26 protein-coding genes are annotated in these 25000 nt (G+C 46.7%); 9 read left to right on the top strand and 17 right to left on the bottom strand.

All coding sequences use genetic code 11. From position 1 onward, the window contains the following. Window positions 1–26: 26 nt before the first annotated feature. Together AC1DYT_RS03920 and AC1DYT_RS03915 are read right to left on the bottom strand one after the other, a co-directional pair. Complete coding sequence (locus AC1DYT_RS03920) at window positions 27–1298, bottom strand: c-type cytochrome (RefSeq protein ID WP_477468343.1); 1272 nt, start codon at window positions 1296–1298, stop codon at window positions 27–29. Window positions 1299–1550: 252 nt separating this feature from the next. Further along, window positions 1551–2531, bottom strand: coding sequence for a deoxyhypusine synthase family protein (locus AC1DYT_RS03915; protein ID WP_477468342.1), 981 nt, complete (start codon window positions 2529–2531; stop codon window positions 1551–1553). 114 nt (window positions 2532–2645) lie between these two features. Between AC1DYT_RS03915 and AC1DYT_RS03910 the strand changes: the two genes are divergently transcribed. After that, complete coding sequence (locus AC1DYT_RS03910) at window positions 2646–3782, top strand: BamA/TamA family outer membrane protein (RefSeq protein ID WP_477468341.1); 1137 nt, start codon at window positions 2646–2648, stop codon at window positions 3780–3782. A 67-nt stretch (window positions 3783–3849) separates the two neighbouring features. Then, window positions 3850–4431: a Uma2 family endonuclease gene (locus AC1DYT_RS03905; protein WP_477468340.1), complete on the top strand. Its 582-nt coding sequence runs from the start codon at window positions 3850–3852 to the stop codon at window positions 4429–4431. Between the two features lie 81 nt (window positions 4432–4512). Here AC1DYT_RS03905 and AC1DYT_RS03900 read toward each other — a convergent pair whose 3' ends face one another. Beyond that, window positions 4513–5298 carry an O-methyltransferase gene (locus tag AC1DYT_RS03900; protein ID WP_477468339.1) on the bottom strand — a complete coding sequence of 262 codons (786 nt, stop codon included), beginning with the start codon at window positions 5296–5298 and terminating at the stop codon, window positions 4513–4515. A 53-nt stretch (window positions 5299–5351) separates the two neighbouring features. Here AC1DYT_RS03900 and AC1DYT_RS03895 point away from each other — a divergent pair, with 53 nt between their 5' ends. From AC1DYT_RS03895 to AC1DYT_RS03880, 4 genes are all read left to right on the top strand, one after another. Further along, entirely contained in the window at window positions 5352–6224 is an 873-nt protein-coding gene (locus tag AC1DYT_RS03895; RefSeq protein ID WP_477468338.1) for a transglutaminase-like domain-containing protein, read from the top strand. 147 nt (window positions 6225–6371) lie between these two features. Beyond that, window positions 6372–7901, top strand: a complete 1530-nt coding sequence (locus AC1DYT_RS03890) for a sensor histidine kinase (RefSeq protein ID WP_477468337.1) — start codon at window positions 6372–6374, stop codon at window positions 7899–7901. 4 nt (window positions 7902–7905) lie between these two features. Next, window positions 7906–8586 (top strand): LytR/AlgR family response regulator transcription factor, encoded by a 681-nt coding sequence (locus AC1DYT_RS03885; protein ID WP_477468336.1) that lies wholly within the window; start codon window positions 7906–7908, stop codon window positions 8584–8586. 64 nt (window positions 8587–8650) lie between these two features. Continuing rightward, window positions 8651–9151: a hypothetical protein gene (locus AC1DYT_RS03880; RefSeq protein WP_477468335.1), complete on the top strand. Its 501-nt coding sequence runs from the start codon at window positions 8651–8653 to the stop codon at window positions 9149–9151. On the opposite strand, the gene AC1DYT_RS03875 is transcribed toward AC1DYT_RS03880, so the two are convergent. The 7 genes from AC1DYT_RS03875 to AC1DYT_RS03845 all read right to left on the bottom strand — a co-directional run bounded on the left by AC1DYT_RS03875 (window position 9148) and on the right by AC1DYT_RS03845 (window position 15352). Continuing rightward, on the bottom strand, window positions 9148–9498 hold the full coding sequence (locus AC1DYT_RS03875; protein WP_477468334.1) for a DHCW motif cupin fold protein: 351 nt from the start codon (window positions 9496–9498) through the stop codon (window positions 9148–9150). The two genes, AC1DYT_RS03880 and AC1DYT_RS03875, sit on opposite strands and share 4 nt — an antisense overlap. Then, complete coding sequence (locus AC1DYT_RS03870) at window positions 9495–9893, bottom strand: hypothetical protein (RefSeq protein WP_477468333.1); 399 nt, start codon at window positions 9891–9893, stop codon at window positions 9495–9497. The genes AC1DYT_RS03875 and AC1DYT_RS03870 overlap by 4 nt, the downstream gene beginning before the upstream one ends. A 1-nt stretch (window position 9894) precedes the next feature. Then, a complete protein-coding gene (locus AC1DYT_RS03865; RefSeq protein WP_477468332.1) occupies window positions 9895–10737 on the bottom strand; it encodes an alpha/beta hydrolase in 843 nt (280 codons plus the stop codon). A 107-nt stretch (window positions 10738–10844) separates the two neighbouring features. Next, complete coding sequence (locus AC1DYT_RS03860; protein WP_477468331.1) at window positions 10845–11600, bottom strand: LytR/AlgR family response regulator transcription factor; 756 nt, start codon at window positions 11598–11600, stop codon at window positions 10845–10847. Window positions 11601–11609: 9 nt separating this feature from the next. Beyond that, entirely contained in the window at window positions 11610–13361 is a 1752-nt protein-coding gene (locus tag AC1DYT_RS03855; RefSeq protein WP_477468330.1) for a sensor histidine kinase, read from the bottom strand. Window positions 13362–13533: 172 nt separating this feature from the next. Beyond that, a protein-coding gene (prfB, locus tag AC1DYT_RS03850; protein ID WP_477468329.1) for a peptide chain release factor 2 occupies window positions 13534–14626 on the bottom strand; the annotation gives its coding sequence in 2 pieces (ribosomal slippage) (window positions 13534–14565 and window positions 14567–14626; 1092 coding nt in all). A 294-nt stretch (window positions 14627–14920) separates the two neighbouring features. Further along, on the bottom strand, window positions 14921–15352 hold the full coding sequence (locus AC1DYT_RS03845) for a hypothetical protein (RefSeq protein WP_477468328.1): 432 nt from the start codon (window positions 15350–15352) through the stop codon (window positions 14921–14923). 264 nt (window positions 15353–15616) lie between these two features. Here AC1DYT_RS03845 and pgi point away from each other — a divergent pair, with 264 nt between their 5' ends. Next, a complete protein-coding gene (gene pgi / locus AC1DYT_RS03840; RefSeq protein ID WP_477468327.1) occupies window positions 15617–17263 on the top strand; it encodes a glucose-6-phosphate isomerase in 1647 nt (548 codons plus the stop codon). 101 nt (window positions 17264–17364) lie between these two features. Here pgi and AC1DYT_RS03835 read toward each other — a convergent pair whose 3' ends face one another. Genes AC1DYT_RS03835 through AC1DYT_RS03825 form a run of 3 tightly spaced genes read right to left on the bottom strand, consistent with a single transcriptional unit; the run spans window position 17365 to window position 18725 of the window. Continuing rightward, window positions 17365–17679: a DUF805 domain-containing protein gene (locus tag AC1DYT_RS03835; RefSeq protein ID WP_477468326.1), complete on the bottom strand. Its 315-nt coding sequence runs from the start codon at window positions 17677–17679 to the stop codon at window positions 17365–17367. A 51-nt stretch (window positions 17680–17730) separates the two neighbouring features. Then, window positions 17731–18102 carry a DUF805 domain-containing protein gene (locus AC1DYT_RS03830; RefSeq protein ID WP_477468325.1) on the bottom strand — a complete coding sequence of 124 codons (372 nt, stop codon included), beginning with the start codon at window positions 18100–18102 and terminating at the stop codon, window positions 17731–17733. Window positions 18103–18155: 53 nt separating this feature from the next. Then, a complete protein-coding gene (locus AC1DYT_RS03825) occupies window positions 18156–18725 on the bottom strand; it encodes a dihydrofolate reductase family protein (protein WP_477468324.1) in 570 nt (189 codons plus the stop codon). Window positions 18726–18878: 153 nt separating this feature from the next. On the opposite strand from AC1DYT_RS03825, the gene AC1DYT_RS03820 reads away from it, so the two are divergent. Then, window positions 18879–19850, top strand: a complete 972-nt coding sequence (locus tag AC1DYT_RS03820; RefSeq protein WP_477468323.1) for a GlxA family transcriptional regulator — start codon at window positions 18879–18881, stop codon at window positions 19848–19850. A gap of 170 nt (window positions 19851–20020) precedes the next feature. Next, on the top strand, window positions 20021–20899 hold the full coding sequence (locus tag AC1DYT_RS03815) for a CPBP family intramembrane glutamic endopeptidase (RefSeq protein ID WP_477468322.1): 879 nt from the start codon (window positions 20021–20023) through the stop codon (window positions 20897–20899). A gap of 327 nt (window positions 20900–21226) precedes the next feature. Here AC1DYT_RS03815 and AC1DYT_RS03810 read toward each other — a convergent pair whose 3' ends face one another. The 4 genes from AC1DYT_RS03810 to dnaG are packed head-to-tail and all read right to left on the bottom strand — an operon-like array spanning window position 21227 to window position 24913. Next, the gene (locus AC1DYT_RS03810; RefSeq protein WP_477468321.1) at window positions 21227–22327 is read right to left on the bottom strand and encodes a glutaminyl-peptide cyclotransferase; all 1101 of its coding nucleotides are present in this window, start codon (window positions 22325–22327) and stop codon (window positions 21227–21229) included. A gap of 2 nt (window positions 22328–22329) precedes the next feature. Further along, entirely contained in the window at window positions 22330–22698 is a 369-nt protein-coding gene (locus AC1DYT_RS03805; protein WP_477468320.1) for a YraN family protein, read from the bottom strand. Continuing rightward, window positions 22698–22970: a hypothetical protein gene (locus AC1DYT_RS03800; RefSeq protein ID WP_477468319.1), complete on the bottom strand. Its 273-nt coding sequence runs from the start codon at window positions 22968–22970 to the stop codon at window positions 22698–22700. Before AC1DYT_RS03800 ends, AC1DYT_RS03805 begins: the two co-directional genes overlap by 1 nt. After that, the gene (dnaG, locus tag AC1DYT_RS03795) at window positions 22967–24913 is read right to left on the bottom strand and encodes a DNA primase (RefSeq protein ID WP_477468318.1); all 1947 of its coding nucleotides are present in this window, start codon (window positions 24911–24913) and stop codon (window positions 22967–22969) included. Before dnaG ends, AC1DYT_RS03800 begins: the two co-directional genes overlap by 4 nt. Between the last annotated feature and the right edge of the window lie 87 nt (window positions 24914–25000).

Below are 25000 nucleotides of genomic sequence, written 5' to 3'. Positions count from 1 at the left end.
GTAATGCTAAGTTCTAAATCCGTTTATTAATAATGGCACTTTGCGCACTCAAGGCCACCTAACATGGCAGGCGTAACTTTCTCGCCTTTTTTGATCTTATCGTGTGCTGCGAGTATCTTATCGTAGTAGCCGTTGCCTTTGCCGCTAATTTCGGTGCGCTTGTGGCACTGGATACACCATTTCATGGTAAGCGGAGAGTATTGGTAAACTTCCTGCATTTCCTGTACCTGGCCGTGGCATTTCTGGCACTCTATTTTACCAACTACAGTGTGCTGCGAGTGGTTAAAGTAAGCCAGATCCGGCAGGTTGTGTACGCGCACCCATTGAATTGGTTGAGCTTTGGTGCTATCGTATTTCGCCGTTGCGGGGTCGTAACCCAAAGCATCGTAAATTTTCTTTATCTCCGGCGACTCTGTCTTAACCGCCTTGTGGCAGTTCATACAAACGTTTAATGATGGTATTGAAGCATTCTTAGATTTGAATGCACCGGTGTGGCAGTACTGGCACTCAATCTTCATGACACCGGCGTGCAGCTTGTGCGAATATTTGATAGGCTGTACCGGCTGATAGCCCGAGTGTACGTTGGTGTTCCACATAGTAACCCAGCTCCAGCTACCCATGGCAATGGTACCGCAAAGCACTATAAAGAATACCAGTTTTTTGTTTTTAAGCGCCTTTTTAACAACGGCTAACTTATCGCCTTTAACTTTTTCTTCAACCTCTTCTTCTTCGTCGAGCAGCAGTCCGCCTTTATTAAGCAACAAACGCTCGAGGGTTGCGATAACCTTGTTAAGTACCAGTATCACGATGAACGCAATAACGATAACGCCTAACAGGCCAAATACTACCAGGTTGCTTGGGCCTTGCTCTGCTGCAACAGCACCGCCGGCGGCTGGCTTGGCTTTGTCTTCTTTCTGTTTTTTCCAGTCGGCACGCACGTAAGCAATAACGTTTGCAACATCGGCATCGGTCAATTCCGCAAATACGGTCATACCCGCCTGATTGAACTCGTTATAAATTTTGAGTGCTTTCTGGTTTTTCGCAGCAATCAACGCCTGGTTGTTCTGGATCCACTTGGTAAGGTAAGCGTCGTCGGTTTCTGCTTCCAACTGCGGGCCAAGCGCCGGTCCTGTCATCCGGACATCAATCTTATGGCAGGCTGTACATTTGGCTTTAAATATCGCTTCGCCTTTGGCGGGGTCGGCCTGTGCATTTGCAGTTAATCCGCAAAGTGCTAAACCCGCAACCAGTAAAACCGACTTTGAGAACTGTTTAAGAATCAATGAGATATTTCTCATAAAGTGTATTTATGCTAAATAATTATGTAGTTAATGTGATAAACTGACGTAAAGAAGTATGTTTTACCCACTTTTTCAGCCACAAAAGTAAAATTTATTAAGGTATAGCTGACAAATTCCTGACAGTAATATCTAATTTATAATCGTTCTAAACAAATTAAAAAAGCCCTAAAACATGTGTAAAAGGGCTTTTTTAACCATGGCTTAAAAAATTACCGCGCAATTATTTTTTGAATTTAATCCAAAAAATAGTTATTGTTTTAATATCCAGGCAAAAATGAGTGGTGCAACAATTGTTGCATCGCTCTCTACAATGAATTTTGGCGTGTTGATATCCAGTTTGCCCCAGGTAATTTTCTCGTTAGGCACAGCACCCGAGTAAGAGCCGTAAGAGGTGGTAGAATCGGATATCTGGCAGAAGTAGCTCCAGAATGGAATTTCGGGCATCTCCATATCCTGGTATAGCATCGGGACAACACATATCGGGAAATCGCCCGCTATACCGCCACCTATCTGGAAAAAGCCGATGCCTTTGCCCGTAGAGTTTTCGGGATACCAGCCGGCTAGCCATGCCATGTATTCTATACCGCTTTTCATGGTGGTGGCTTTTACTTCGCCCTTGATAACGTATGATGCAAAGATGTTGCCCATAGTAGAGTCTTCCCATCCGGGTACTACAATAGGTAGGTTAGCTTCTGCAGCTGCCAGCATCCAGGAGTTTTTAGGGTCTATCTCATAGTACTGCTCCAGCTCGCCGCTAAGCAATATCTTGTACATATATTCATGCGGGAAGTAGCGCTTGCCGGCGGTATCGGCATCCTTCCAAATCTTAAAAATATGTTTTTGCAAACGGCGGAAGGCTTCTTCCTCGGGGATGCAGGTATCAGTTACGCGGTTATAGTGGTTCTCTAAAAGGTCCCACTCGTCTTGCGGGCTCAGGTCGCGGTAGTTGGGTACGCGTTTATAGTGCGAGTGCGCCACCAGGTTCATGATATCCTCTTCCAGGTTAGCACCGGTACAGCTGATAATGTCAATCTTTCCCTGGCGTATCATCTCGGCCAATGAGATGCCCAGTTCGGCAGTGCTCATGGCACCACCCAGGGTAACCATCATTTTACCGCCTTCGGTAAGGTGGGTTTCGTAGCCTTTGGCTGCATCCATTAATGCCGCTGCGTTAAAGTGCAGGTAATTCCTCTCGATAAATTGCGATATAGGGCCTCTTTCTGTGCTCATATTTTATTGATGCTGATTATGGCGCAAAAGTAGGTATTTTGACATTAACAGAATTTTAATTTGAAAATTGGATAAAACAAACGCCTAAGCTTTACCTTTAGCAACAACTACCTTATGAAAAAACTTATCCCTTTGTTACTGTTAACGGCCTTTTTGCAGCCTGCATTGGCGCAGAACAGCTTCCTGCCGAAATTTATCCGCAAGATGTATTTTGATAAGGATACCACCAAGAAGAGCAGTTTTGTGATACTGCCCGTATTAAGCACCGCGCCCGAAACCGGCGTAGAGCTTGGCGGCGCGGGCCTCCTTTCCTTTTATACCGATACGGCGCACCGCGAAACCCGGGTATCGAACATATTCGCCTACGCTACTATCACTACCAAGGGGCAAAGCCGCTTTAGCCTGAGCACCAGCTACTGGGCCCCGCAAAACAAGTATCATTACATAGCGGCGGTATCGTACATTAACTTCCCCTTCGATTTTTATGGCACGGGCAATAATACCCTAAAGAGCAATGCCGACCGCCTTGGCCTTAAACGGTTTAAGGTGGCCACCAGTGCAGAGAAAAAGATTGGGCAATACTTTTACATAGGCCTGGTTGCCGGCGGGTTTGATTACCGCTTTAGCGATGCCGATAAAACCGGGATATTTGAAACCGATGCCAGCCTGCAGGGCCGCCATGGTGGCACCACTTTATACGCGGGGCCAACGGTGATTTTTGATAGCCGCAACAACAATACTTACACCACCAAAGGTGCGGTTATCACCAGTTACCTGGATTTGATGAAAGGCATTGGCAGCAACAGCGATTACAGCGGAGGGCTGTTGAATGTGGAGTACGCGCAGTTCTTTTCGCTAAGTAAGCATTTTGTTTTAGGCTTCGATATACAGGAACAGAGTTTGACGGGTAGCCAGTCGCCATTTTATTTGATGCCTGCACTAGGCAGCGACGAGATGATGCGCGGCTACTACAATGGCCGTTTCCGCGACCGCAACCTGCTGGCTGGGCAAGCGGAACTACGTTACCGTATCACTAACCGCGTTGGCATAGTAGGCTTCGTTGGCACCGGGCAAGTATGGAACAGCGATTTTAGCTTCAGCGAATTTAAACCCAATTACGGCGGCGGGCTACGCTATTTCTTCGATACGGAGAAAGGTTTGAGCATCAGAGTAGATTATGGTGTTGGCGAGAAACGACCCAATGAATCGAGGTTGAGCGGGCTTTATATTGGGCTGGGAGAAGCGTTTTAAGCCGGATGTGCAGATTTCAGATTTCAAATGTGCAGATGAAAGATTAACTTTGATAAAAACGGAGACCATGCAACTATCAGACCTTGACTTGAATAAAACATACAGTTATGCTGATTATCTTAAATGGACATTTGAAGATAGGCTGGAACTGATAAAGGGAAAGATATTTAAAATGACGCCTGCACCAAACTTGTATCATCAGGATATATCGGCAGTTATTTCAGGTGAGTTATACAGTTACCTTCGCGGCAAACCGTGCAAAGTATATAGTGCTCCTTTTGATGTGCGGCTTCCACGTACGGGCAATGTAAACGATAAGATTTATACCGTAGTGCAACCCGATATATGCGTAATTTGCGATAAATCAAAACTGGATAAACGAGGCTGTGCCGGTGCTCCGGATATTATTGTGGAGATCCTATCTCCGGGTAATAACCAAAAAGAGCTACGCAATAAATATGAGGTTTACGAGGAATCGGGTGTTTTAGAATATTGGATAATTTCCCCTCAGGATAAAACCTTTTTGAAATACATTTTGACAGGCGGGCAGTATCAGCCCTCAAAATTAATGACTATCGGCGATGTGATAACTACTCCGATATTGCCCGGCTTTGAACTGGACCTTGAAATTGCTTTCGCAGGAATTTGATTAGTTCATAGATGATAGTTCATGGTTCATGGCAGCTTCCGAGCTTCGGCTATGAACTATCATCCATGAACCATGAACTACCTAAAATCTAATTTTAAAATCTTCCTTCACCCGGCCGCTTTTAAAAAACACCAGGCCTATCCAAAACAAATCTACCGTTACGGTTACCTGTGGGTTGGCCTTTATTTGCGCCCATGCTTGTTTCATACCTTCGCTCCAGTAAATATCGTCGAATATCAGCATGGTATCTTCATGCACTTTGGGCAGGCATTGCTCAAAGTAATTCAGCGTGGCCACGCGCTGGTGGTTGCCGTCGATGTACACGAAATCCAGTTTATCATGTTTACCTAACACGCCGGCAAGGGTATCGTCGAAATTGCCGGTTACCAGTTTGATGTTGCGCAAGCCGGCACTGTTGAATACCTCCTGCGCCACCTTAGCGGTTTCGGGGCAGCCCTCCAGCGTATGCACCTTGGCATTGGGGGCGGCCTCGTGCAGGTAAAGGGTAGTAATACCCAGGCAGGTGCCCAATTCTAGTATGCTCTTGGGTTTGGTGAAGGCGGCAAGGCGGTAAAGTAACTGCGCCAGCTTGGGCGATTTGAGGGCATTGATGGTGATATCGCTTATCTTCTTCTCCCGGTTTTTGTTCACGCGCGAGCCTGCACCCAAATCGGTAACGGTGATAACGCGGTCATCAACAAGCAGGTTATCGCGTTCTTTCTCTATTTTATCGTAAGCGGGCTTTTGCTTATAATCGTAAATAACTTCGTCTACCAGTTTGTAAACGAATGGCGAATGTAAGCCATGACGGTTTTTTGACCTGAACCTGTGAAACAAGAAATCCTTAGCGAACGTTAGATTGAGCATCGGTTTATATGACGCAAATTTATATAAACTTTAGTACTTTAGTGGATAGCTATATGATAAATCCTACGGAACTCAATGCTCTAATTCGCCTGCTGGATGATCCGGACCACGAAATCTATCATCACGTTCATCAAAAACTCCTCTCCTACGGCACCGAAGCTATCGGATATCTGGAGAGTGCTTTCGAGCAAGCATTCGACCCCATTCAACAGGAGCGGATTGCCAACACGGTACACGAGATACAATTCGGCACGGTAAAGAACGACCTGCAGTTATGGTTCCATGGCGGCGCGTTCGACCTTTTGCAGGGCATACTCATCATAAACCGCTACCAATACCCCGATCTTGACGAGCAAAAGGTTATCAACCAGATAGAAGCCATCAAACGCGACATATGGCTGCAGATGATGAACGAGGGCAGCCCGGTAGAGCAGGTAAAACTAATGAACCACGTCTTTTACAGCATACACGGGTTTAGCGGCAACACCGGCAACCACCGCGACCCGCAGAATAGCTACATCAGCCAGGTTTTGGAGACCAAAAAAGGCAACCAGATATCGCTCGCCATCATCTACTCCATCATAGCCCAAAAGCTGGATATCCCCGTTTATGGCGTAAACCTGCCGCAACACTTTATACTGGCTTATATGGACGAAAGCCAAGAAACCGAATTCGAAGGCGGCATATTGTTCTACATCAACGCATTCAACAAAGGCTTCATTTTCGGCAGGCGCGATGTGGACATGTTTTTGAAACAGCTTAACCTGAAATTCGATAAGCAATTTTACGAGCCCTGCTCCAATACCGACATCATCAAACGCGTGCTGCGCAACCTCATCAGCGCATACGAACACGCCGGCGCATCTGAAAAGGTGGATGAGTTGAATGAATTATTAAACCTATTGGAAGCCCCCCCCGCCCCCTGAAGGGGGAGCTTTTGATTTGCGTGCTCTTAAACTTCGGCTCTCCCTTTAGGGGGCTGGGGGGCTTCGTCCCACTTATCCCTGCTTTCGTCCCATTTACTTTCCTGATTTTTCAGCCGGGCTTATCTTGCAGCATAATTCTTTATCACTATGATCACCCGCATCAAAAAAACCGTCGACCTTAAAAAAATAGAGCTCTACGCCGCTGCCGGCATTTATGGCTTTATCCTACTGCTATTGCTTGCCCGTGTTGCCGAAAGCAACGTAAACGTTATCTGGACGCCTTACAGGTTTATGTTTAACGAATATAACCTGCACTACTCCTACTCCAAATACTATTTCTTCCCGATGGTGGCGCGGTACACGCTGTACTTTTTTTCATTCCTGCTCTGGAATTTCCTCATCATCCCCTCGCTGATAGAAAAGCGGAAAACCACCTTGATGGCAGTTTTGGCCGTCAGTTTGTTTGGGGCGATATGGCTGTTTTGCGGCGTTACCGATACCTGGCTTAAGGGCTATCTTTTCTATAACAAATCGCCGGAGTATGTGTACAACCTTGTTTTTAAAACAAACTTTATCTACGCCGTTTGGGTGGTAATGATGCTTACGCTGTACAGCCTGATAAAGCATGCAGCCAACTACCTGCTTAATAATACCGAGCGGATACAATCAGAATATAAAGTAATTACGCAGGACGGCATTATCGGGCTGGTAGTGTGGATGGTGCTTATTTTTTGCCTATTGGTGATGGATGTGCATTTAGGTATCATTGGGTTATTCTTTGTAACCATCCCCGTGGCAATAGCTTTGTACGGGCTATCCATGTACAGCCTTATCCCCGATACCTTAAAAAAACAAAAACGCTTCTTCCATTATTGGCTGCGGGTTTTGTTATTAACCATTGTTATAACCATGCCGATTTTATTTATAGGCATAGCAATTTATGATAACAAAAACGACGTTGGTGTTATCATCGCGTTCAACGCCGTGTTTCAACTCATCGTAACCTCCGTTTTTTCGTGGATAACCTATAAACGCCGCATGGCAGGCACCGCCGAAATCCTCACCCTTAAAACTGCGCTTGGCACCTCTGCCGCCAACCTCGATTTTTTGCGCTCGCAGATAAACCCGCATTTTTTGTTCAACGCCCTTAATACCCTATACGGCACCGCCCTGCAGGAAAATGCCGACCGTACCGGCGAGGGCATCCAGCGCCTGGGCGACATGATGCGCTTTATGCTGCAGGAAAACATGCACGAAAAGATACTGCTCACCCGCGAAATTGATTACCTTAACAACTACATCGCCCTGCAAAAACTACGTACGCAAACCTCGCCCGATATCAGGATAGAAGTACAGATTGAGGACCATATCCTGGGCCTGCAAATTGCTCCCATGCTGCTGATACCCTTTATTGAGAATGCTTTTAAGCACGGCATCAGCCTGCGCGAGCCATCGCACATCAAAATTACCTTGCAAACCAAGGAGGATAAGCTGTACTTCGACGTGCACAACAGCATCCACACCCGACCGGATAACGACCCCGAAAAAGGCAAGAGCGGTATTGGGCTGGTGAATGTAAAACAGCGCCTGAAGCTGCTCTACAACAACAAGCACGAGCTCATCATCCGCGAGAATGCCAGCGAATTTTTCATACATTTAACCATTAATCTGGCCTGATATTTTGATAACTGCAGTAGCTATAGACGACGAACCCCTGGCCCTTGGCGTAGTGCGCTCCCATGCGGCCAAGGTTCCGTTCGTAGATTTGAAAGCCGAATTTACCGATGCATTTAAGGCGATGGAATACCTCCAACACAACCCCATCGACCTGCTGTTCCTGGATATCAAAATGCCGGATATATCGGGAATCGACTTGCTCGCCTGCCTCAGCAAAAAACCGCTGGTAATATTCACCACCGCCTATACCGAGCACGCCGTTACCAGTTTTGAACTGGATGCAGTAGATTACCTGCTGAAGCCCTTCTCTTTGGCGCGCTTTACCAAGGCCTGCAACAAGGCATATGAACTGTACAACTTCCGCAATACCAGGGAGGATAAAAAAGATTACCTTTTCCTGAAAACCGGTTACGAGCAGGTGAAGGTAATGTTTGATGACATCTGCTACCTGGAAGCCACCGGCAACTACGTAAACTTTGAACTAAAGGATAAGCAACTCCTCTCCCGCATGACGATATCCGAAGTGGAGAACCTGCTGCCAGCCGATCAGTTCATCCGCATACACCGTTCATTTATTGCCGCAGTAAACAAAGTAGAGAAAATAGAGCGACATCAATTGGTAGTAAACGGGGCGGTACTGCCTGTGGGGAGTAGTTATTATCAGAATTTGGCGGCGGTGAAGTAGCGGAGTAAAGATATTGTGGAAGGATTTCAAATGTAGTATTTTTGCTATAAATCAAAACCTTACCATGAAACAAGAGTATAAAAAAGAGCTACGTCGAGTTCAACAAAACGCTGAAATGCGAAGGGAAATGCTATTAAAAAAGGCATACGGACAGTCCACATTAAAAAGAAAATTAACTTTAACTTCTGGCATACTCGCGCTGTTTTCGGCAGGCGCAATTACTACTGTTTTAATCAAAATAATAGGAAACAGTGGCATCCAAATGATAGCCGCCATTAGTGCGGCGTTGTCTGGTGCTATCTCACTAATCTCGACCTCTTATAGTGACAGCGAGGTCAACAACATGTATGAAGGGGCCGCTTGCTACTTGGAAATAAGGGAAAGAGCAGGTACAATCGGTCTTATTCCCAAAACCCCTGATGAGGAAGTAATAAACCACATAAACGCGCTTCATGACCAATACAACAAATGCGACATTAAATATTCCAAATACTTCACCTTATATGGTGGGTCGTCCAATATTTCAACTATAACCGGAAGTCGAAATATTATTAGGCAAATTTAAACCCCATTGCTGAATTTTAAAAAATCTCCATCTACAATCAACAACTTCACATCATTTTTAGACGTAGAGCGGTGCGTGCTTGCATCATCAGAAACCACGTAACTCATGCCCGCAGTTAAGGTGAATATCTCGCCACCTTCCATTTCGCTTTCAAACTCCCCTTCCAGGCAATGCACGATGTGGCCTTTTTGGCACCAGTGGTCGGCCAGGTAACCGGCGGAGTATTCTACCAGCCTTATGCGCAAACCCGGCAATTGCAATACCTGCCAAAAGGATGTACCCCTTGTACCGGGGTGCTCTTCTTTGGGGATATTATCCCATTGGATGGTTTGGAATGGGATATTCATTTTATCACTGAGGTAAGGCCTTCTCTCCATGCATAATACATGCCTTGAGAATATGCACCGTTAATATTTGACTTGTTCACCCAATCAAATTTTTGAAGAATGTGATTTTCAAACTCAGTCTTAAAGTCACTATCCTTTATCGTTTCACCATTATCGAAAACTTTTGCAAGGCTGTTCAAAATAAAACCCTTACTTTCATTCCTCGCATCCCGGCAAATGTTACTGTACGATTCTATTTCCTGTGCTGATAAAAAACCGAATTTGTCCTCTAGCCTACCGTTAATAGGTTGAAGCCAGTTTTCTCCAAACTCCATCGCCATTGCTAAGCCATCGTTAAGAATCTCCCCTCGCGATGGTCGGGCCTTTGCAAACAAGCCGGATATCAACCCCATCATCTTATTTTTTCAACCACCCATTCGCTTCCATCCAGGCAGCAGCCCAATCGAACCATTTTTCTTTGGTGGTGGGGTTTGGCATGCCAAAGCCGTGACCGCCGTTTTGGAACAGGTGCATCTCTACCTTAACTTTGGCGTTGGTAAGTGCCTCGTACATCATCAGGCTATTCTCAACAGGTACTGCGCCATCGTCCTGGGCGTGGATCAAAAAGGTTGGCGGCGTATTGGCGGTTACCTGCTTTTCGTTGGAGTAAAGGTCTATCATGGCTTGCGATGGCGTTTTGCCGATAAGGTTTTCGCGCGAGCCTACGTGTGCCTTCGGCCCGAACGATATCACCGGGTATATCAGCATCATAAAATCTGGCCGTACGCTGATGTTATCCGGATTGTCGATTACCACCTTATCGAAATGCGTACCGGCGGTTGAAGCCAGGTGGCCCCCCGCTGAAAAACCGATGATGCCGATGCGGTGAGGGTCTACTCCCCACCCGGCTGCGCCCTGCCTTACTATTTGTATCGCACGCTGGGCATCCTGTAGCGGGCCGATAGTTTTATCAACCATTATTTCATCCGATGGTAAGCGATATTTCACCAGAAAGGCCGTAACGCCAATACTATTGAATGCTTTAGCAATAGCCATCCCCTCGTGGTTGTTGGCCAGGCCACCATATCCCCCACCGGGGAAAATCACTATCGCCGCACCATTTGCTGTGCCTTTTTCGGGCAGGTAGGGCGTAATGGTAGGGATGCTTACCTTAGTTATCCAATTATTCGCGTCGGTTACTTCCACATAGCCCGCGGGTGTTGGCTTGGAATTGGGTACGCCCGTAGGGTATAAAGGCATAGGGCTTGGAGTCTGTCCAAAAGCTCCCATTGTTAAAATCGTCAAAACTGAGGCTGCTAAAAGAGTTTTCATCATTGGTTATTGAGTTACAATTATACCTTTTTTCATCACAAACTTTTGGCCAGCGCGTTTTTTATCATATCCCGGTTCTGCCGCGATATAGGCACCTTGGTTTTATCGGCCAGCAGCAGCGTACCGCCGTCCTCTTTTAAATAGCTTTTTACAAAATGCAGGTTAACTAAATGCGATTGATGCGTGCGTATAAACTGGTGAGGTTTTAAAATATCGGCAAATTCTTTAAGCGTTTTGCATACAAGCACCTGCTCGCCGTTGTTGAGGTAAAACGTGGTATAATTATTAGATGCCTCGCACCTGATTATATCTGTAGTTTTTACATACATGATCTCGGTAAGCGTGTGCAGGGCTATTTTGGGCGTATCGTTTTGCCCCCCTTTAATGTACTGCAGCAGGTTTTCGATGCTTTGGTTTTGCTGCCTGCGGGCAATTTTAGGCCTGGCCTTCTCTATTGCCAATTTAAATTCATCAACGTCGATAGGTTTCAGCAAATAATCCAGGGCCGAAAATTTGATAGCCTGGATGCCATATTTATCATAAGCAGTGATAAAAATAACTTCGAAATCAATTTCGTCAAAGGCCCGTAACACATCGAAGCCCGATTTACCCGGCATTTGTATATCTAAAAACAACAAATTGGGCCGATGTTCTATTATGGCAGCAATGGCGTTATCAGCATCGTTTGCCACTGCTGTCACCACAATTTCGGGAAAGTGCGTTTTGATGATCTGCTGCAGGTTTTCTACATTATTAGGCTCGTCATCAACAATAATGCTGCGTATATCCATCGGCATAAATTAAATCCAGTTGGTTAAACGGATGCTTACTACAGTCCCCGGTGCATTCTTTTGTATATTTAATGTTACGGGCTGCTCTTTAAACAACTGGCCCAGTAAAGCTATGCGTTCTTGGCTCAATTTCAATCCGTAGCCGCTATTTTCATCAGCGTTGGTTGCGCCTGTCCAGCTACCGTTATCCTTTATGGTAAAAACAAGGTCTTTTTGGTTGCGTGTAACCGATAGGCTAATCTCCCCGGCTTCTTTTAAAATTGCCACCCCATGCTTAACCGCATTCTCTACAAATGGCTGCAACAGCATAGCCGGCACTTCTATGTTCGATTGATTTAAATCATCGCCGGCTGTGATATAGTATTTGAAACCGAAACGCAATTGCTCCATCTGCAAATAATCGTCCATCAGCTTAAGTTCTTCCTCCAGGCTCAGCAATTCTTCGCCGCCGGTTGCAAGCACCTGCCGGGTAAGGCCGGCAAACTTAGCCAGGTAATGGTTGGCGCCGGCTATATCATTTTTATTGATTAGGTTTTGGATGGAAGTTAACGCGTTGAACATAAAATGCGGATTCAGCTGCGCGCGAATGGATTGCAATTTAAGCCCGGTTAGCTGCTTGGCCTGCGCCGCCCTCAGCAACTTTACCTGGTTGCGCCTGTAATAGCCGCCAAACAGCAGCCCGAAAAAGACAACTGCCCCCACCACATAGGGTAGGAGCTGTTTTAACGACGCCTTTTTTTCTAAAACCGTGTTAGGCAATATTTTAAGCTTGATATGCAATTGCTGATCTTGCAGGTTAAACCCTCCCGCGCCCTGCGGGCGAATAATTATTTCATAATCTCCGGTTGGATAATTCGGAACGTCAAACTTAAACTCAGTTTCTAAACTGCTCCCTTGTGCTGAGGTAAAAAAATTGCTTTCCCCCTGTTCCTGCTTATACAAATTAACATTATAGGCTACAGCTTCGTGGTCCTTAAATAACAGGGTTATAGCGTTCACACTATCCGCAAAAAAACTGATCTCCGTTGGTGCGTGGGTAACGGTGTCGTACTTTACTTGATGAGGAGCTTGCATTTTCATCAATTCAACCCCGTAATTAGTATATGTTTTGCCGGCAGGCAGCGGCGGCTGAAATCTGATACTGGTAATAACCGGCCTGATGTTTTTACGCCAGTCGAAGATAACGCCGTCTCTAAGCTGGTAGTTTTTAACGTTTACAACTTCCACCAGTACCTGCTTATTGGGGTAATTGAAATTGCCTATAAGCCCATAAGGTTTTTCGGCCCCGTATTTTTGCTCCAAACCGGGTATTTTAGACCAGTGCACCACCTCCAAGCTATCATTTAGCACCACACGATACCGGTAATCGCCTATGTTGCTTTTAGTGATGCCCACTGCGATCAGCACAGCATCCGACCCATCCGAAATCCTGAAAGCGGTATAGGTTTTAGAAAATGACTTTACCGGCGACAAAGCATAATCCATTAATGCAGGGTTTAATTTAACGCCCAGCATTATTGGTGTCTTCATGGTTTGATTGCTGTTTAACAACGGCTTATAGAATGCCGCCGCTAAACCCGAATCGAAAATAGAGAAAGTTGAGGTTGTGTAACCGTGAGCGCGCAAGGAATCTGATATAGCTAAATCAAATTTGATGCTATGCCCAAATGCGCCGGGTGGCAATTTTTGTGCTATAACCGCCGGCGTATAACATAAGCCGACTATTAAAATGCTAAACAATGTAAAAAAACGTTTTTTCATGATGTGTGTTTGGGTTTATAATTGATTACATCACAAAAGTGCGTTTGTGCAGCAGGCCTATCAATGCAGAACGAGTGTAGGACTGTTAGCATTTAGAATTTGGTAATTAAACAATAATAGCGACAGGTTTTAAGGCCTATCGCTATCGTAAAGTATATTAAAAATGGCCGCTTTAGCTTTTTGGGCCGCCAAATTCCATCAGGTACGATTTTAAAAACTCGTTCAGGTCGCCATCCAATACGGCGGCGGCATTAGAGGTTTCGTGGTCGGTACGCAGGTCTTTAACTAATTTGTACGGGTGGAGCACATAGTTGCGTATCTGCGATCCCCATTCAATTTTCTTTTTATTACCCTCAACTGCGCTTGATGCTTCGGCGCGCTTGCGCATCTCTGCCTCATAAAGCTGCGATTTCAGCAAGCGGATAGCGTTCTCCTTGTTTTGCAATTGTGAGCGCGATTCCTGGTTTTTGATGATGATACCCGATGGCTTGTGGTATAAACGCACGGCGGTTTCAACCTTGTTTACGTTTTGCCCGCCTGCACCACCCGCGCGGAAGGTCTCAAATTCGATATCGGCATCCTTCACCTCTATCTCTATGGTATCATCTACCAGCGGGTAAACGTACACAGAGGCAAACGAGGTATGGCGCTTGGCGTTGGCATCAAATGGTGATACACGCACCAGGCGATGCACACCGTTCTCGCCCTTCAGATATCCGTAAGCAAAATCGCCTTCCAGCTGCAGGGTAACGGTTTTTACACCGGCCACATCGCCCGGTTGGTAATCCTGTTCAGAAACTTTGTAGCCGTTTTTATCGCCCCACATAATGTACATGCGCATCAGCATGCCGGCCCAGTCGCAGCTTTCGGTACCGCCGGCGCCTGCGGTAATTTGCAATACGGCGTTAAACTGGTCTTCCTCGGCGCTAAGCATGTTCTTGAATTCCAGCTCTTCTACTGCAGTAGTTGCAGCCTTGTATTGCTCCAGCATTTCCGCTTCTGTGGCATCGCCTGCCTGGAAAAACTCGAACAATACGCCCGTATCCTCCACTACCGCTACTACCTTTTGGAAAGCGTCGGTCCATATTTTTTTTGTTTTGATGGAAGCGAGTACCTTCTCGGCCTCTTTGGGATGGTCCCAAAAGTTTGGGCCAATGGTTATTTCCTGTTCCTTGTGCATGGCATCGAGTTTGGTATCGATGTCAAAGATGCCTCCTCAGGGAAGTTGTTCTATCCCTTAAATCCTGTAAGTTCTCTTTAGTCATGCGCCAAAGATAGGTAAAGGAGTTTGAAAGTTGCAACGTTGGAAGGTTGGAACGTTGGAAGGTTGGAAGGTTGGAAGGTTGGAACGTTGGAAGGTTGGAAAGTTTAAATGTTAGGAGGAATTGCCGGAAATGGAAAGGTTGGAGAGCTTTTGACCCGTCCAACCCTAAAACTTTTCAACCTTTAAACGTTACAACTCAATAATGTTGGGAGGAATTGCCGGAAATATAAAAGGTTGGAGAGCTTTTAACCTCTCCAACCTTAAAACTTTTCAACCTTAAAACCTTAAACCTCAATTACGCCATTTGCGTAAGCAACAGGCCCATATCGGCTACGTGGCCGCTTATTTTTGATAACAGGGTATTGAGGGCAAACTCTTTATTTTGTTCGGTTTTACTTTGGCGTATCAGCTCCAGCATTACCGGGCGGATGAGATCGTTGGAGATTTGTTTTGCATCGGCCGAACTGATATCGTAATACTTATCAAGCTTTATGGCAAATTTATTTACGGCTTTGTTGATAAGCGGGTTATCATAAACGCCCTCTATCTGGAAGTACTTAACCAGGTCTATCAGCTTCCCGCTTTCTATATGCGCCTTTATCACCTCTATTATCGAACTCGACGCGTCGTTCAAAACCGCCTCGCGGTATTTTTCGGCAATTAAAGGGTTGTTGGTAACAGCCGTCCCGGCGTTATTTTTTACGAGCAAAAACAGTTTTTCGAACATAAAAGCAAGTTTTTAGATAGCGTATTGATGATTTGGCGATAAATAAGCGATTAACTTATCAACAAAGCAAATATATCATTTATTTGTTCCGATTTTAAAAAATATTTAATAATTATGTTGAAATAATGACAATTAAACAGGTGTAAATGAAACACTAAGACTTAAATATGCAAAATGCAATAAATAACACCCTTATGCCATAAATTTCATTTTAGTTTACTGCCGCAAAATTAACTTGCTACTTTTACCAAAAATTATTCCGCTATGCTACCAACTACCAATTTCACCGCCACCCAATCGTATAAATATTTAGCCGATCATTATATCGACATCGTATCAAAAAACCTGAAAGAACTTTTTGATGCTGATGCAGAACGCTTTGAAAAATTCTCCTTACAGTTTGAGGATATCCTGGTCGATTATTCGAAAAACCGGATAGACGATGAAACCCTCGCGCTATTGATACAACTGGCGCGCGAATGTGGCCTAAATGATGCAATTGCCGCCATGTTTTCTGGTCGGCCTATAAACGTTACCGAGGGCCGCCCGGTGCTGCACATTGCTCTGCGCAACCGCAGCAACACGCCGATACTGGTAGACGGTAAAGATGTGATGCCCGATGTAAACCGCGTACTGGCACAGATGGAAAGCTTCAGCCATGCCATTATCAGCGGCGAATGGAAAGGCTACACCGGCAAGCCGATTACCGACGTGGTGAACATAGGCATCGGCGGCTCTGACCTGGGCCCGGTAATGGTTACCGAGGCGCTTAAAGCCTACAAAAACCACCTCAAGCTGCACTTCGTATCCAATGTGGATGCTACCCATATAGTAGAAACCCTGAAAACGGTTGACGCCGAAACCACATTGTTCTTAATAGCTTCTAAGACGTTTACCACGCAGGAAACCATGGGCAACGCCCACAGCGCGCGCGATTGGTTTATTGCCAGTGGCGGTAAGGATGAGGATGTGGCGAAGCATTTTGCTGCGTTATCTACCAATAGCGAGGGCGTGGCTAAATTCGGTATCGACACCAAAAACATGTTCGAGTTTTGGGATTGGGTTGGCGGCCGCTACTCGCTTTGGAGCGCCATAGGCTTATCTATTTCGCTTAGCATCGGTTTCGATAATTTTATCGAATTACTGGATGGTGCGCATGCCATGGATAACCATTTCAAAACAGCCCCGCTGGAAGAGAACATCCCGGCGATACTGGCCTTGGTGGGCATCTGGTACAATAACTTCTTCGAAGCCGAAACGCAGGCCATTTTGCCATACGACCAATACATGCACCGCTTTGCAGCATACTTCCAACAAGGGGATATGGAAAGTAACGGCAAACATGTAGACCGCACCGGCAAACATGTAGATTACAGCACAGGCCCAATTATTTGGGGCGAGCCGGGCACCAACGGCCAGCATGCCTTTTACCAGCTGATACACCAGGGCACCAAACTTATCCCCTGCGACTTTATCGCTCCCGCACAATCGCATAACCCGCTGGGCGAACACCACAAGATGCTACTCTCTAACTTCTTCGCCCAAACAGAGGCCCTGATGAACGGCAAGACCGAAGAGGTGGTTATAGATGAATTGAAGAAAGCCGGCAAATCTGAAGAAGAGATAAGCAAAATTGCGCCATTTAAAGTATTTGAGGGTAATCGCCCTACCAACTCCATACTGGTTAAATTGATAACGCCAAGGGCATTAGGTTCCCTGATTGCCATGTACGAGCATAAGATATTCGTGCAGGGTATTATCTGGAACATCTACAGTTTCGACCAATGGGGCGTAGAGCTAGGCAAGCAATTGGCCGGTAAAATATTACCCGAACTTAAAGGCGACGAGGAAATTACCTCGCACGATTCATCTACCAATGGTTTGATAAATCAATATAAAGCCTGGAGGTAACTCAGTTAGCAGTGGCAGTGGGGAAATCCTAAAACACAGTTATTGTTTTAAGTTTTGAACTGCAGTCTGCATCCTAATCTGCAACTGCTACCGCTACTCGCCTACTCATACGGTGCTACCTTAGGATCTGGCCCGTATGGGTTGGGGCCCGCCTGGCCTTTAGTGCCCATCAGCCAAAAGATGTAGAAAGGGACAAACTGCCACCAGCCGCTTTTGCCGATATCGTGGCAGCGTTTTACGCCCTGCGCCAAAGCGAAATAAAGTATGGGCATGGCTACAGCTATCATGAAAATGTCGCCCCCGCGCCCGCCGTCCATGCCCCAGATAAAATAATAGGCAAAGAGATAAGCAAAGCAACTGATGCCGTATTCGGCCCGGCGGATGCGACCGTTTAACGAGAATGGGTTCTTGTGCATAGCAAATGTTCGGGGCTGACTAGTTTACAAATTTCCTGTTCTGCAAAAAAGCTACATACCATATTTGCCCGCACCTCCGCCCGGCTGCTGGTAAGGTCCGCCGCCGGGGTAATTGGGGTAGTTATTATCTTTAGGGTTTTCGCCATATTGGTTGGGGCCAATGTTGCCATCTGCCAACAGCATCCACAGAGAATAAAAGGGTATCAGTTGAAACCAACCGCTGTTGCCAAGATCATGGCAGCGTTTGGCCCCCTGCGCAAACCTGAACCAGGCCAGCGGAAAAAGCGCAAACCAATACATCTCTTTGTGATGATCTGCGGCCTGAATAATGATAAAAACCAATCCGGCAACATAAATCAATATGCTTAGGCCGTACTCCATGCGCCTGATGCGCCCATAAAAAACAAAAGGATTGGTGAACATATTGCGGTTTTGAATTAGGTTGCGCTAAATTACATAAAATGCACTTGATTTTTTCACAACGGCCTATAACACATTAGCACCACGCCGGTATCAAAAACCTGCATGCCCGTAAACATCAGATTTGCCTGCATTTTGCTAAACAAAGGGCGGCCAACGCCTATAATCACCGGGTGCAGCCAAAGCCGGTATTCATCAACCAAACCCATCTTTGCCAAGGCGTCAACCAGCGTGCCGCTGCCATACACGATAATGTTTTTACCGGGTTGCAGTTTAAGGGCTGCCACCTCATGAGCCACATTACCATTAATCAATTCCGTATTGGGCCAGCAGTTGGCGGCAACCAAGGTGCCCGATACAACTACCTTTATGCAGGCCCTCATCATTTCCGCAAAATCGATATCCTGTCTTGCGCCGTATCCGTTACCTATCTCCGCCCGCCAGTGCGTGGCCATGGCCAGGTAGGTTATCCGTCCCAGCAAAATAGTATCCGCATCGGCCAGTTGCTGCGTAATTGCCCGCGCCATTTCCTCGCTCCAATGGTTGTGGTGCCATTGCAGCCCGCCATCCGGCCCGGCCATACAGCCGTTGAGGCTCAAATTCATCGATACGATCAGCTTTCGCATAGGTGCTTGGTGGTTATTCTAATCATACCCAAAGGTATAGCAGCCTTCCTTAGGCCCTAAGGTGAATAAATGACTTTTTAAGGGTGCTTTGCGACTTTAATTTATTATTCGATATGTCTTGCCTATATTGCATTATCAAACAAAGCCAGCGTTATGAAGCACGTATCAATCCTGATTACCAACGAAGCTGTTTTAGCAAGCATTGTAGACCCGCGGATAATATTTACAGGTGTAAACGATTTTTTAGAAGCAGCCGGCAAGCCGCCCATGTTTAAAGTGCAGCTGATAGGGTTGGCTCCGGAAGTGCGCCTGCACAACGGGCTATTTTCGGTACATACCGATGCCCTGCTGAAAGACGTGCCCAAAACCGACCTCATCATTATCCCCGCCATGGGCGGAGATATGGCTACGGCAATAAAAAAGAACGAAGATTTCATGCCCTGGATAATGCTGCAATACAGCCGCGGTGCCGAAGTGGCCAGCCTTTGCATAGGGGCTTTCCTGCTGGCTGCTACCGGTTTACTTAAAGGTAAGGAGTGCAGCAGCCACTGGCGTTTTGCCGAGCAGTTTCGAGCCATGTTCCCCGATGTTACGCTGGTTGACGACAGGATAGTTACCGAGCAGCAGGGGCTTTACAGCAGCGGCGGCGCAACATCGTACTGGAACCTGTTGCTGTACCTGGTAGAAAAGCACGCCGGGCGCGAGATGAGCATTATGGCCGCCAAGATGTTCGCCCTGGAGATCGACCGCAAGAGCCAGTCGCCATTTATCATGTTCAACGGGCAAAAAGGGCACGAAGACGAGCCGATAAAAAAAGCGCAGGAATTTATAGAAGCCAATATCACCGAACGTATTTCGGTAGAGGGCCTGGCCGATAAATACGCCATTGGCAAGCGACACTTTGAGCGGAGGTTTAAGAAAGCCACCAACAACACGCCGGTAGAATATATACAACGTGTAAAGATAGAGGCTGCCAAAAAACACCTGGAAAGCACCCGCAAAAACATCAACGAAGTGATGTACGATGTTGGCTATACCGATACCAAATCCTTCCGTACGGTCTTCAAGAAAATAACCGGTTTATCGCCGATAGAGTACCGCAATAAGTACAATAAAGTAGCATAAGGCTGTAACTAAACGGAGTGCAGTTCGTATGCATGAAGCGGCAGCCGAATATGTGCAATAAATTATTTGCTAAAAAACACATATAAGCAGATATTTATCGCGGTAATACTACCGTGGCAATATGATGGTATTATTATATATTAGAGCGGTTTAAAAATCCACCCCACCGGTTGAAAGCATTTGTTATTAAATATCAGATCCTTTGCTTTATCGTATTAGCGTTTGCTATATCGTTACTGGTAGGCTTGCCGCTGAAGTTATTCGTGCTGGATAATTTGTTTGCCAATTCGGAACTGGGGCTTAACTACTTTTCTAAAACGGTGGTGGTTTTCGGCCCGGCCGTGGCGGGCCTCATCGTCATCAGCATTACCGATGGTTCCGTTGGTATTAAGGCATACTTTGCTAAACTAACCCCCCATATCGATCATATCATCTGGTGGATATCCCTCCCCCTGGCGGGCATCATTGTAACATTGCTGGCATTTATAATGGGGGGCTTTTCGCCCGGGCAACTGGTAGACTACGTACTGGCCGTTAGCCCTATGCTATTGCTGATGCACATAGGCGGTGCCTGCCTGGTATTAGGCCTTGGCGAGGAATTGGGCTGGCGCGGATGGCTACTGCCTAAACTGGCCGAGGGCCGCCCATTAAAAATTGCCATGCTGATGGTGTTTGCCATATGGGCGCTATGGCACCTGCCCCTATTTTTTAGCGGATGGCGCATAGTCCTGCCCTTCATTATAATCGTTTTTGCGCTTTCGGTAATCTTTACCTGGTTGTGGGACAGGGTTGGCGGCAACGTATTCGTACTGATTATTGCCCATGCGTCGGTAGATTTCCCGCAGGCATTCTTTGAGAGCCGTGTGGGCACGGGGCACGAGGCCCAGATACAAAATGCCTGGACTGTGCTGGCGCTGGTGTATTTTATCATTGCCGTTGGTGTTTACCTATTAGGCAGGCGGCACCTGGAGGTCGTGCTGGAGCAACCTAACGAGCGGCTGTTGCCCGGCGAGATAAAGGAAAAAATTATTGGCGGGGAGGAGGAGTAATGCACCGCTGCCGCAAGCCTCCAGGCTTGTAGCCCGCTAGCAGAGCGGCTTTACGTTTACCGATATGCATGGCGGTTGCTTAGTGGCTACTTTGCATGCGGGCCACAAGTGGGGACGCTTGCGGCATCCTGAAAGTTTTAACTTCCGGCTTACGCACCGCAAAGTGTCAAACAACAGCACTGACACGATTTTGTCACCAAACAGCAATTTACAAAACCCTGATTAACACGTACATAAAAGCGTTCACGGTGTTCACAGTGCGCCGCGTGAACACTTGAGCAAGCTTGGGAGGCTTGTGGCTGCCCACTGCAAACCGCCTACCGCCAACTATTTCTTAACAAACTTCACCTGGAACAGCTTATCCCAGTTTTTTCCCGTTACGAATATGCGGCCGGTGGCTTTATCGTAGGCTATGCCGTTGAATACGTCGGCTTCCTTGTTGCGCTGGGCCTCGGGATAAAGGGCTTTCATATCAATCTTTTGCAGTACGGCACCGGTTTTAGGATCTATCACCAGTATGTTGTCGGTTTGGTACACGTTGGCGTATAGCTTGCCATCTATCATTTCCAGCTCGTTTACTTCGTTTATCGCGCCTTTGTCGTCGTAAACATCAATAAAGCCGGTTTGGCGGTAGGTATCCTTATCCAAAAAGAAGATGCGGTTGGTTTTATCATCCATATACAGCTTTTTACCGTCGAAGGTCATCCCCCAGCCTTCAATACCTACATTGTTATCAAAAGTGCTGAGCAGGTTAAAGGTATCCTTGTCATAAACAAAGCCTTTCTTTTCGAGATAGGTCAGTTGGATAAGCTTGTTGCCTACTATGGAAATACCCTCAGCAAAAACTTTGGGGTCTATCATAATCATGCGCTCGGCTTTACCGGTTTGCAGGTTTACTTTTTTGAGGCGCGATTGCCTTTCTTTGGTTTGGCCGGGCGGAGGGTCCAGGTAACCGCCGCCGCTTTCGTACAAAGCGCCATCCTGATATAGCAATCCCTCGGTATAAGTGGACGTATCATGCGGGAAAACCTTCTCTACTTTAAAGGTGAGTTCTTCGGGGGCCTTCGCAGCCAGCAATACAATGTTGGTGGTCACCTCGTCGGCTTTGCCGGCCTGGTATATCTTGGCGGTTATTACGCGGGCACCGAGTACCAGCGTATCGGTTTTGATAGTTAATACCGATGAATCTTTTACCGAGCCCAGCCTTTGCGCCTCCAGCATGTACACTACCGAATCGGGCTTAACCGTGGCGGGGTATTTTACGCTGAAGCTTACCGCATCGCCGGATTTGTAGGTGGTACCCGCTTCCGGACTAATCGTAATATCGGCAGCGTTATCATCTTTATTTTTGCAGGCGTTAAAGCCTATGGTCAACAGTATAATCCCGGCCAGGGCAGCGGCGCCGGAATAGATAATCCTTTTATTCATATTCAGTCGGCTGAGGGCCAAAAGGCATCCTCTATGTGTTTTAAGTTATAGTTGTTATTACGGTCGAAAAGGATAGATATTATATCGAACCTCACTTCGCCCTGGTGATTCATCAAATATATGTATTCGTCGGCGGCGTCGGCCAGTAAACGCTGCTTGCGCGCATCTACAAAATCCTCGGGCAGGCCAAAGCCGGTACCCGTGCGGGTTTTTACTTCGGCGAAGATAATAGTTTTGTCTTTATAGGCGATGAGGTCAATTTCAGCTTTGCCGAACACCCAGTTCTCATCCATTATTTCGTAGCCGGTGGCTTCGAGGTGCGCTTTGGCAATGGCTTCGCCTTTGCGGCCGAGGTCGTTGTGGGTTGCCATTAGGATATACGGATAGCGTTTATTCCGGAAAGTGCTAAAAAAACGAACAATATCGCCATAACGGCTAAGCTACCGAACAGCATTCCCCAGCCTAAATCTTTAATTATCGTATTAGTAATATCAGGATAAACCTTAATAAAAATTCCCGCTGCTAAAACTGAAAAAAAGATGAGTAATAACACAACTACATTATCTATCAGTGATGCCAATCCTATATTTATCAGCGCATGAAAAACCACTGTTAGCCCAAAAAACCAATATTGCCGCTTCATTTCAAAATCACAGATCCTAAGTAATCAGATATACTTTTCTCCACCTTTTTCATGTGCATGTACTGGTTCAGCAGTATATCCTGGTCGGCATCGCTGGTGGCGGTTTGCAGTTCGTTGCGCAGCTGTTCCAGTATTTTACCCACTTTATGCATTTTAAGGTGAAATATCGCGCCCAGTATGGTGGCTTTCATGTTGGCCTGCTCATCGGGCACCAGTATTTTGTGCATCTCGTACCAGTTCTCGCTCAGGGTGTATTTGGTGGCCAGCAAAGTCACCACAAGGTCAACAATGCCTTTATCCGGGTGGTGTATAAAATGCTGCTCCTCGGGCAGTACACCATTATCTACCTCGTGGCGGTAAATCTCTATGAATTGCTTGCAGGCGGGCACATCAAATTCTACATCGTTCAGTTCCACCATCATAAAAGGGCCGATGTACGTATTGGCTATGCCGTCCCAATCAATCATCTTATTGCCGTAAAGCAGCAGCAGGCGGATAATTTCCTTTTCCTGTGTGTCAATTTCCCTGGGCTTTTGCTCTTCGAACCCTTCCAGGTATTGCAGTTCATCGGGCGGCGCCACATCGTCGTATTGCTGCTGCTGATGGCGGTTATTTTGTTGCTGACTATCCTTTTTCGCTTTGGCCAGGCGCATCTTATTCAGTTCGGAGAGCAAGGCGCGCTCATCAATCTGCATAATACTGCTACACTCTTTGATGAACACCGATGCTTTGATAGAATCGGGGATCTTGGCAATACTTTCTACCACCTCGCGTATCACTTCGGCCTTTTTAATCGGGTCGCTGCCGGCATCTTTAAGCAGTAGGGTGGTTTTATAAAGGATAAAATCTTTTTTATTTTCCTCGATGTGCTTTTTGAAGGCATTGGTGCCCAGCTTGCGCACATACGAATCCGGGTCGTGCCCGTCGGGGAAGGAAACCACTTTTACGTTGAGGCCCTGCTCCAGTATCATATCCAGCCCGCGCAGGGATGCCTTGATGCCCGCAGCATCGCCATCGTACAAAATGGTTATGTTTTTGGTGAAGCGGCTGATAAGCTTTATCTGCTCCACCGTGAGCGAGGTGCCCGATGATGCCACCACGTTCTCTATCCCCGCCTGCGAAACCGACAGCACATCCGCATAACCCTCCACCAAATAACAGTTATCCTCCTCGCGGATGGATTTTTTGGCGAAGTAAAGCCCGTAAAGGATGTTTGATTTATGGTATATCTCGCTCTCAGGCGAGTTTACGTATTTGGGTACAGCCTTATCCGTTTTGAGCGTGCGGCCGCCGAAGGCGATAACCCTACCCGTAAAGCTGTGGATGGGGAACATCACACGCCCGCGGTACCTATCGTACAGGGTTCCGTTTTCGCGCTTTACGGATAGGCCGCTCTCTACCAAAAATTCTTCCTGATAGCCATTGCGGATAGCCGCTCCGCTGAAGGCTTCCCATTGGTCGGGCGAGTAGCCCAGCTCGAATTTCCTGATGGTATCGTTGGTAAAGCCGCGCTCTCTAAAATAGCTGAGGCCAATGCTTTGGCCCTCATCGGTCTCCAGTAAGCTTTCGTGGAAAAATTTGGCAGCATAGCCCGATACGATCATGAGGCTCTCGCGGCGGTTATCTTCCGCCTTGTCCTCGGCCGACATCTCCGTTTCTTCTATCTCTATGCCGTACTTTTTGGCCAGCCATATTAAAGCTTCGGGATAAGTAAACTTCTCCAGCTCCATTAAAAAGGTGATGGCGCTGCCGCCCTTGCCCGATGAAAAATCTTTGAAGATGCCCTTGGCCGGCGATACGGTAAACGATGGCGTGCGCTCGTTAGCAAAGGGAGAAAGCCCCACGTAGTTGGCGCCACGCTTTTTCAATTGCACAAATTCGCCAATCACCTCCACAATATCTGTGGCTTCCATTATGCGGTCGATGGTGGGCTTGGTGATCATGGGCAAAAAAACGTTGAGCCTGCAAAAGTAAGCGTTTGCGGGCTTTAGTTGTTCTTAAAGATAGAAAATTATCGGTAGAGAAGTGAG

The sequence above is a fragment of the Mucilaginibacter sp. P1_D10 genome, assembly GCF_056406215.1.
This window is presented reverse-complemented; position numbering and strand designations above follow the sequence as displayed.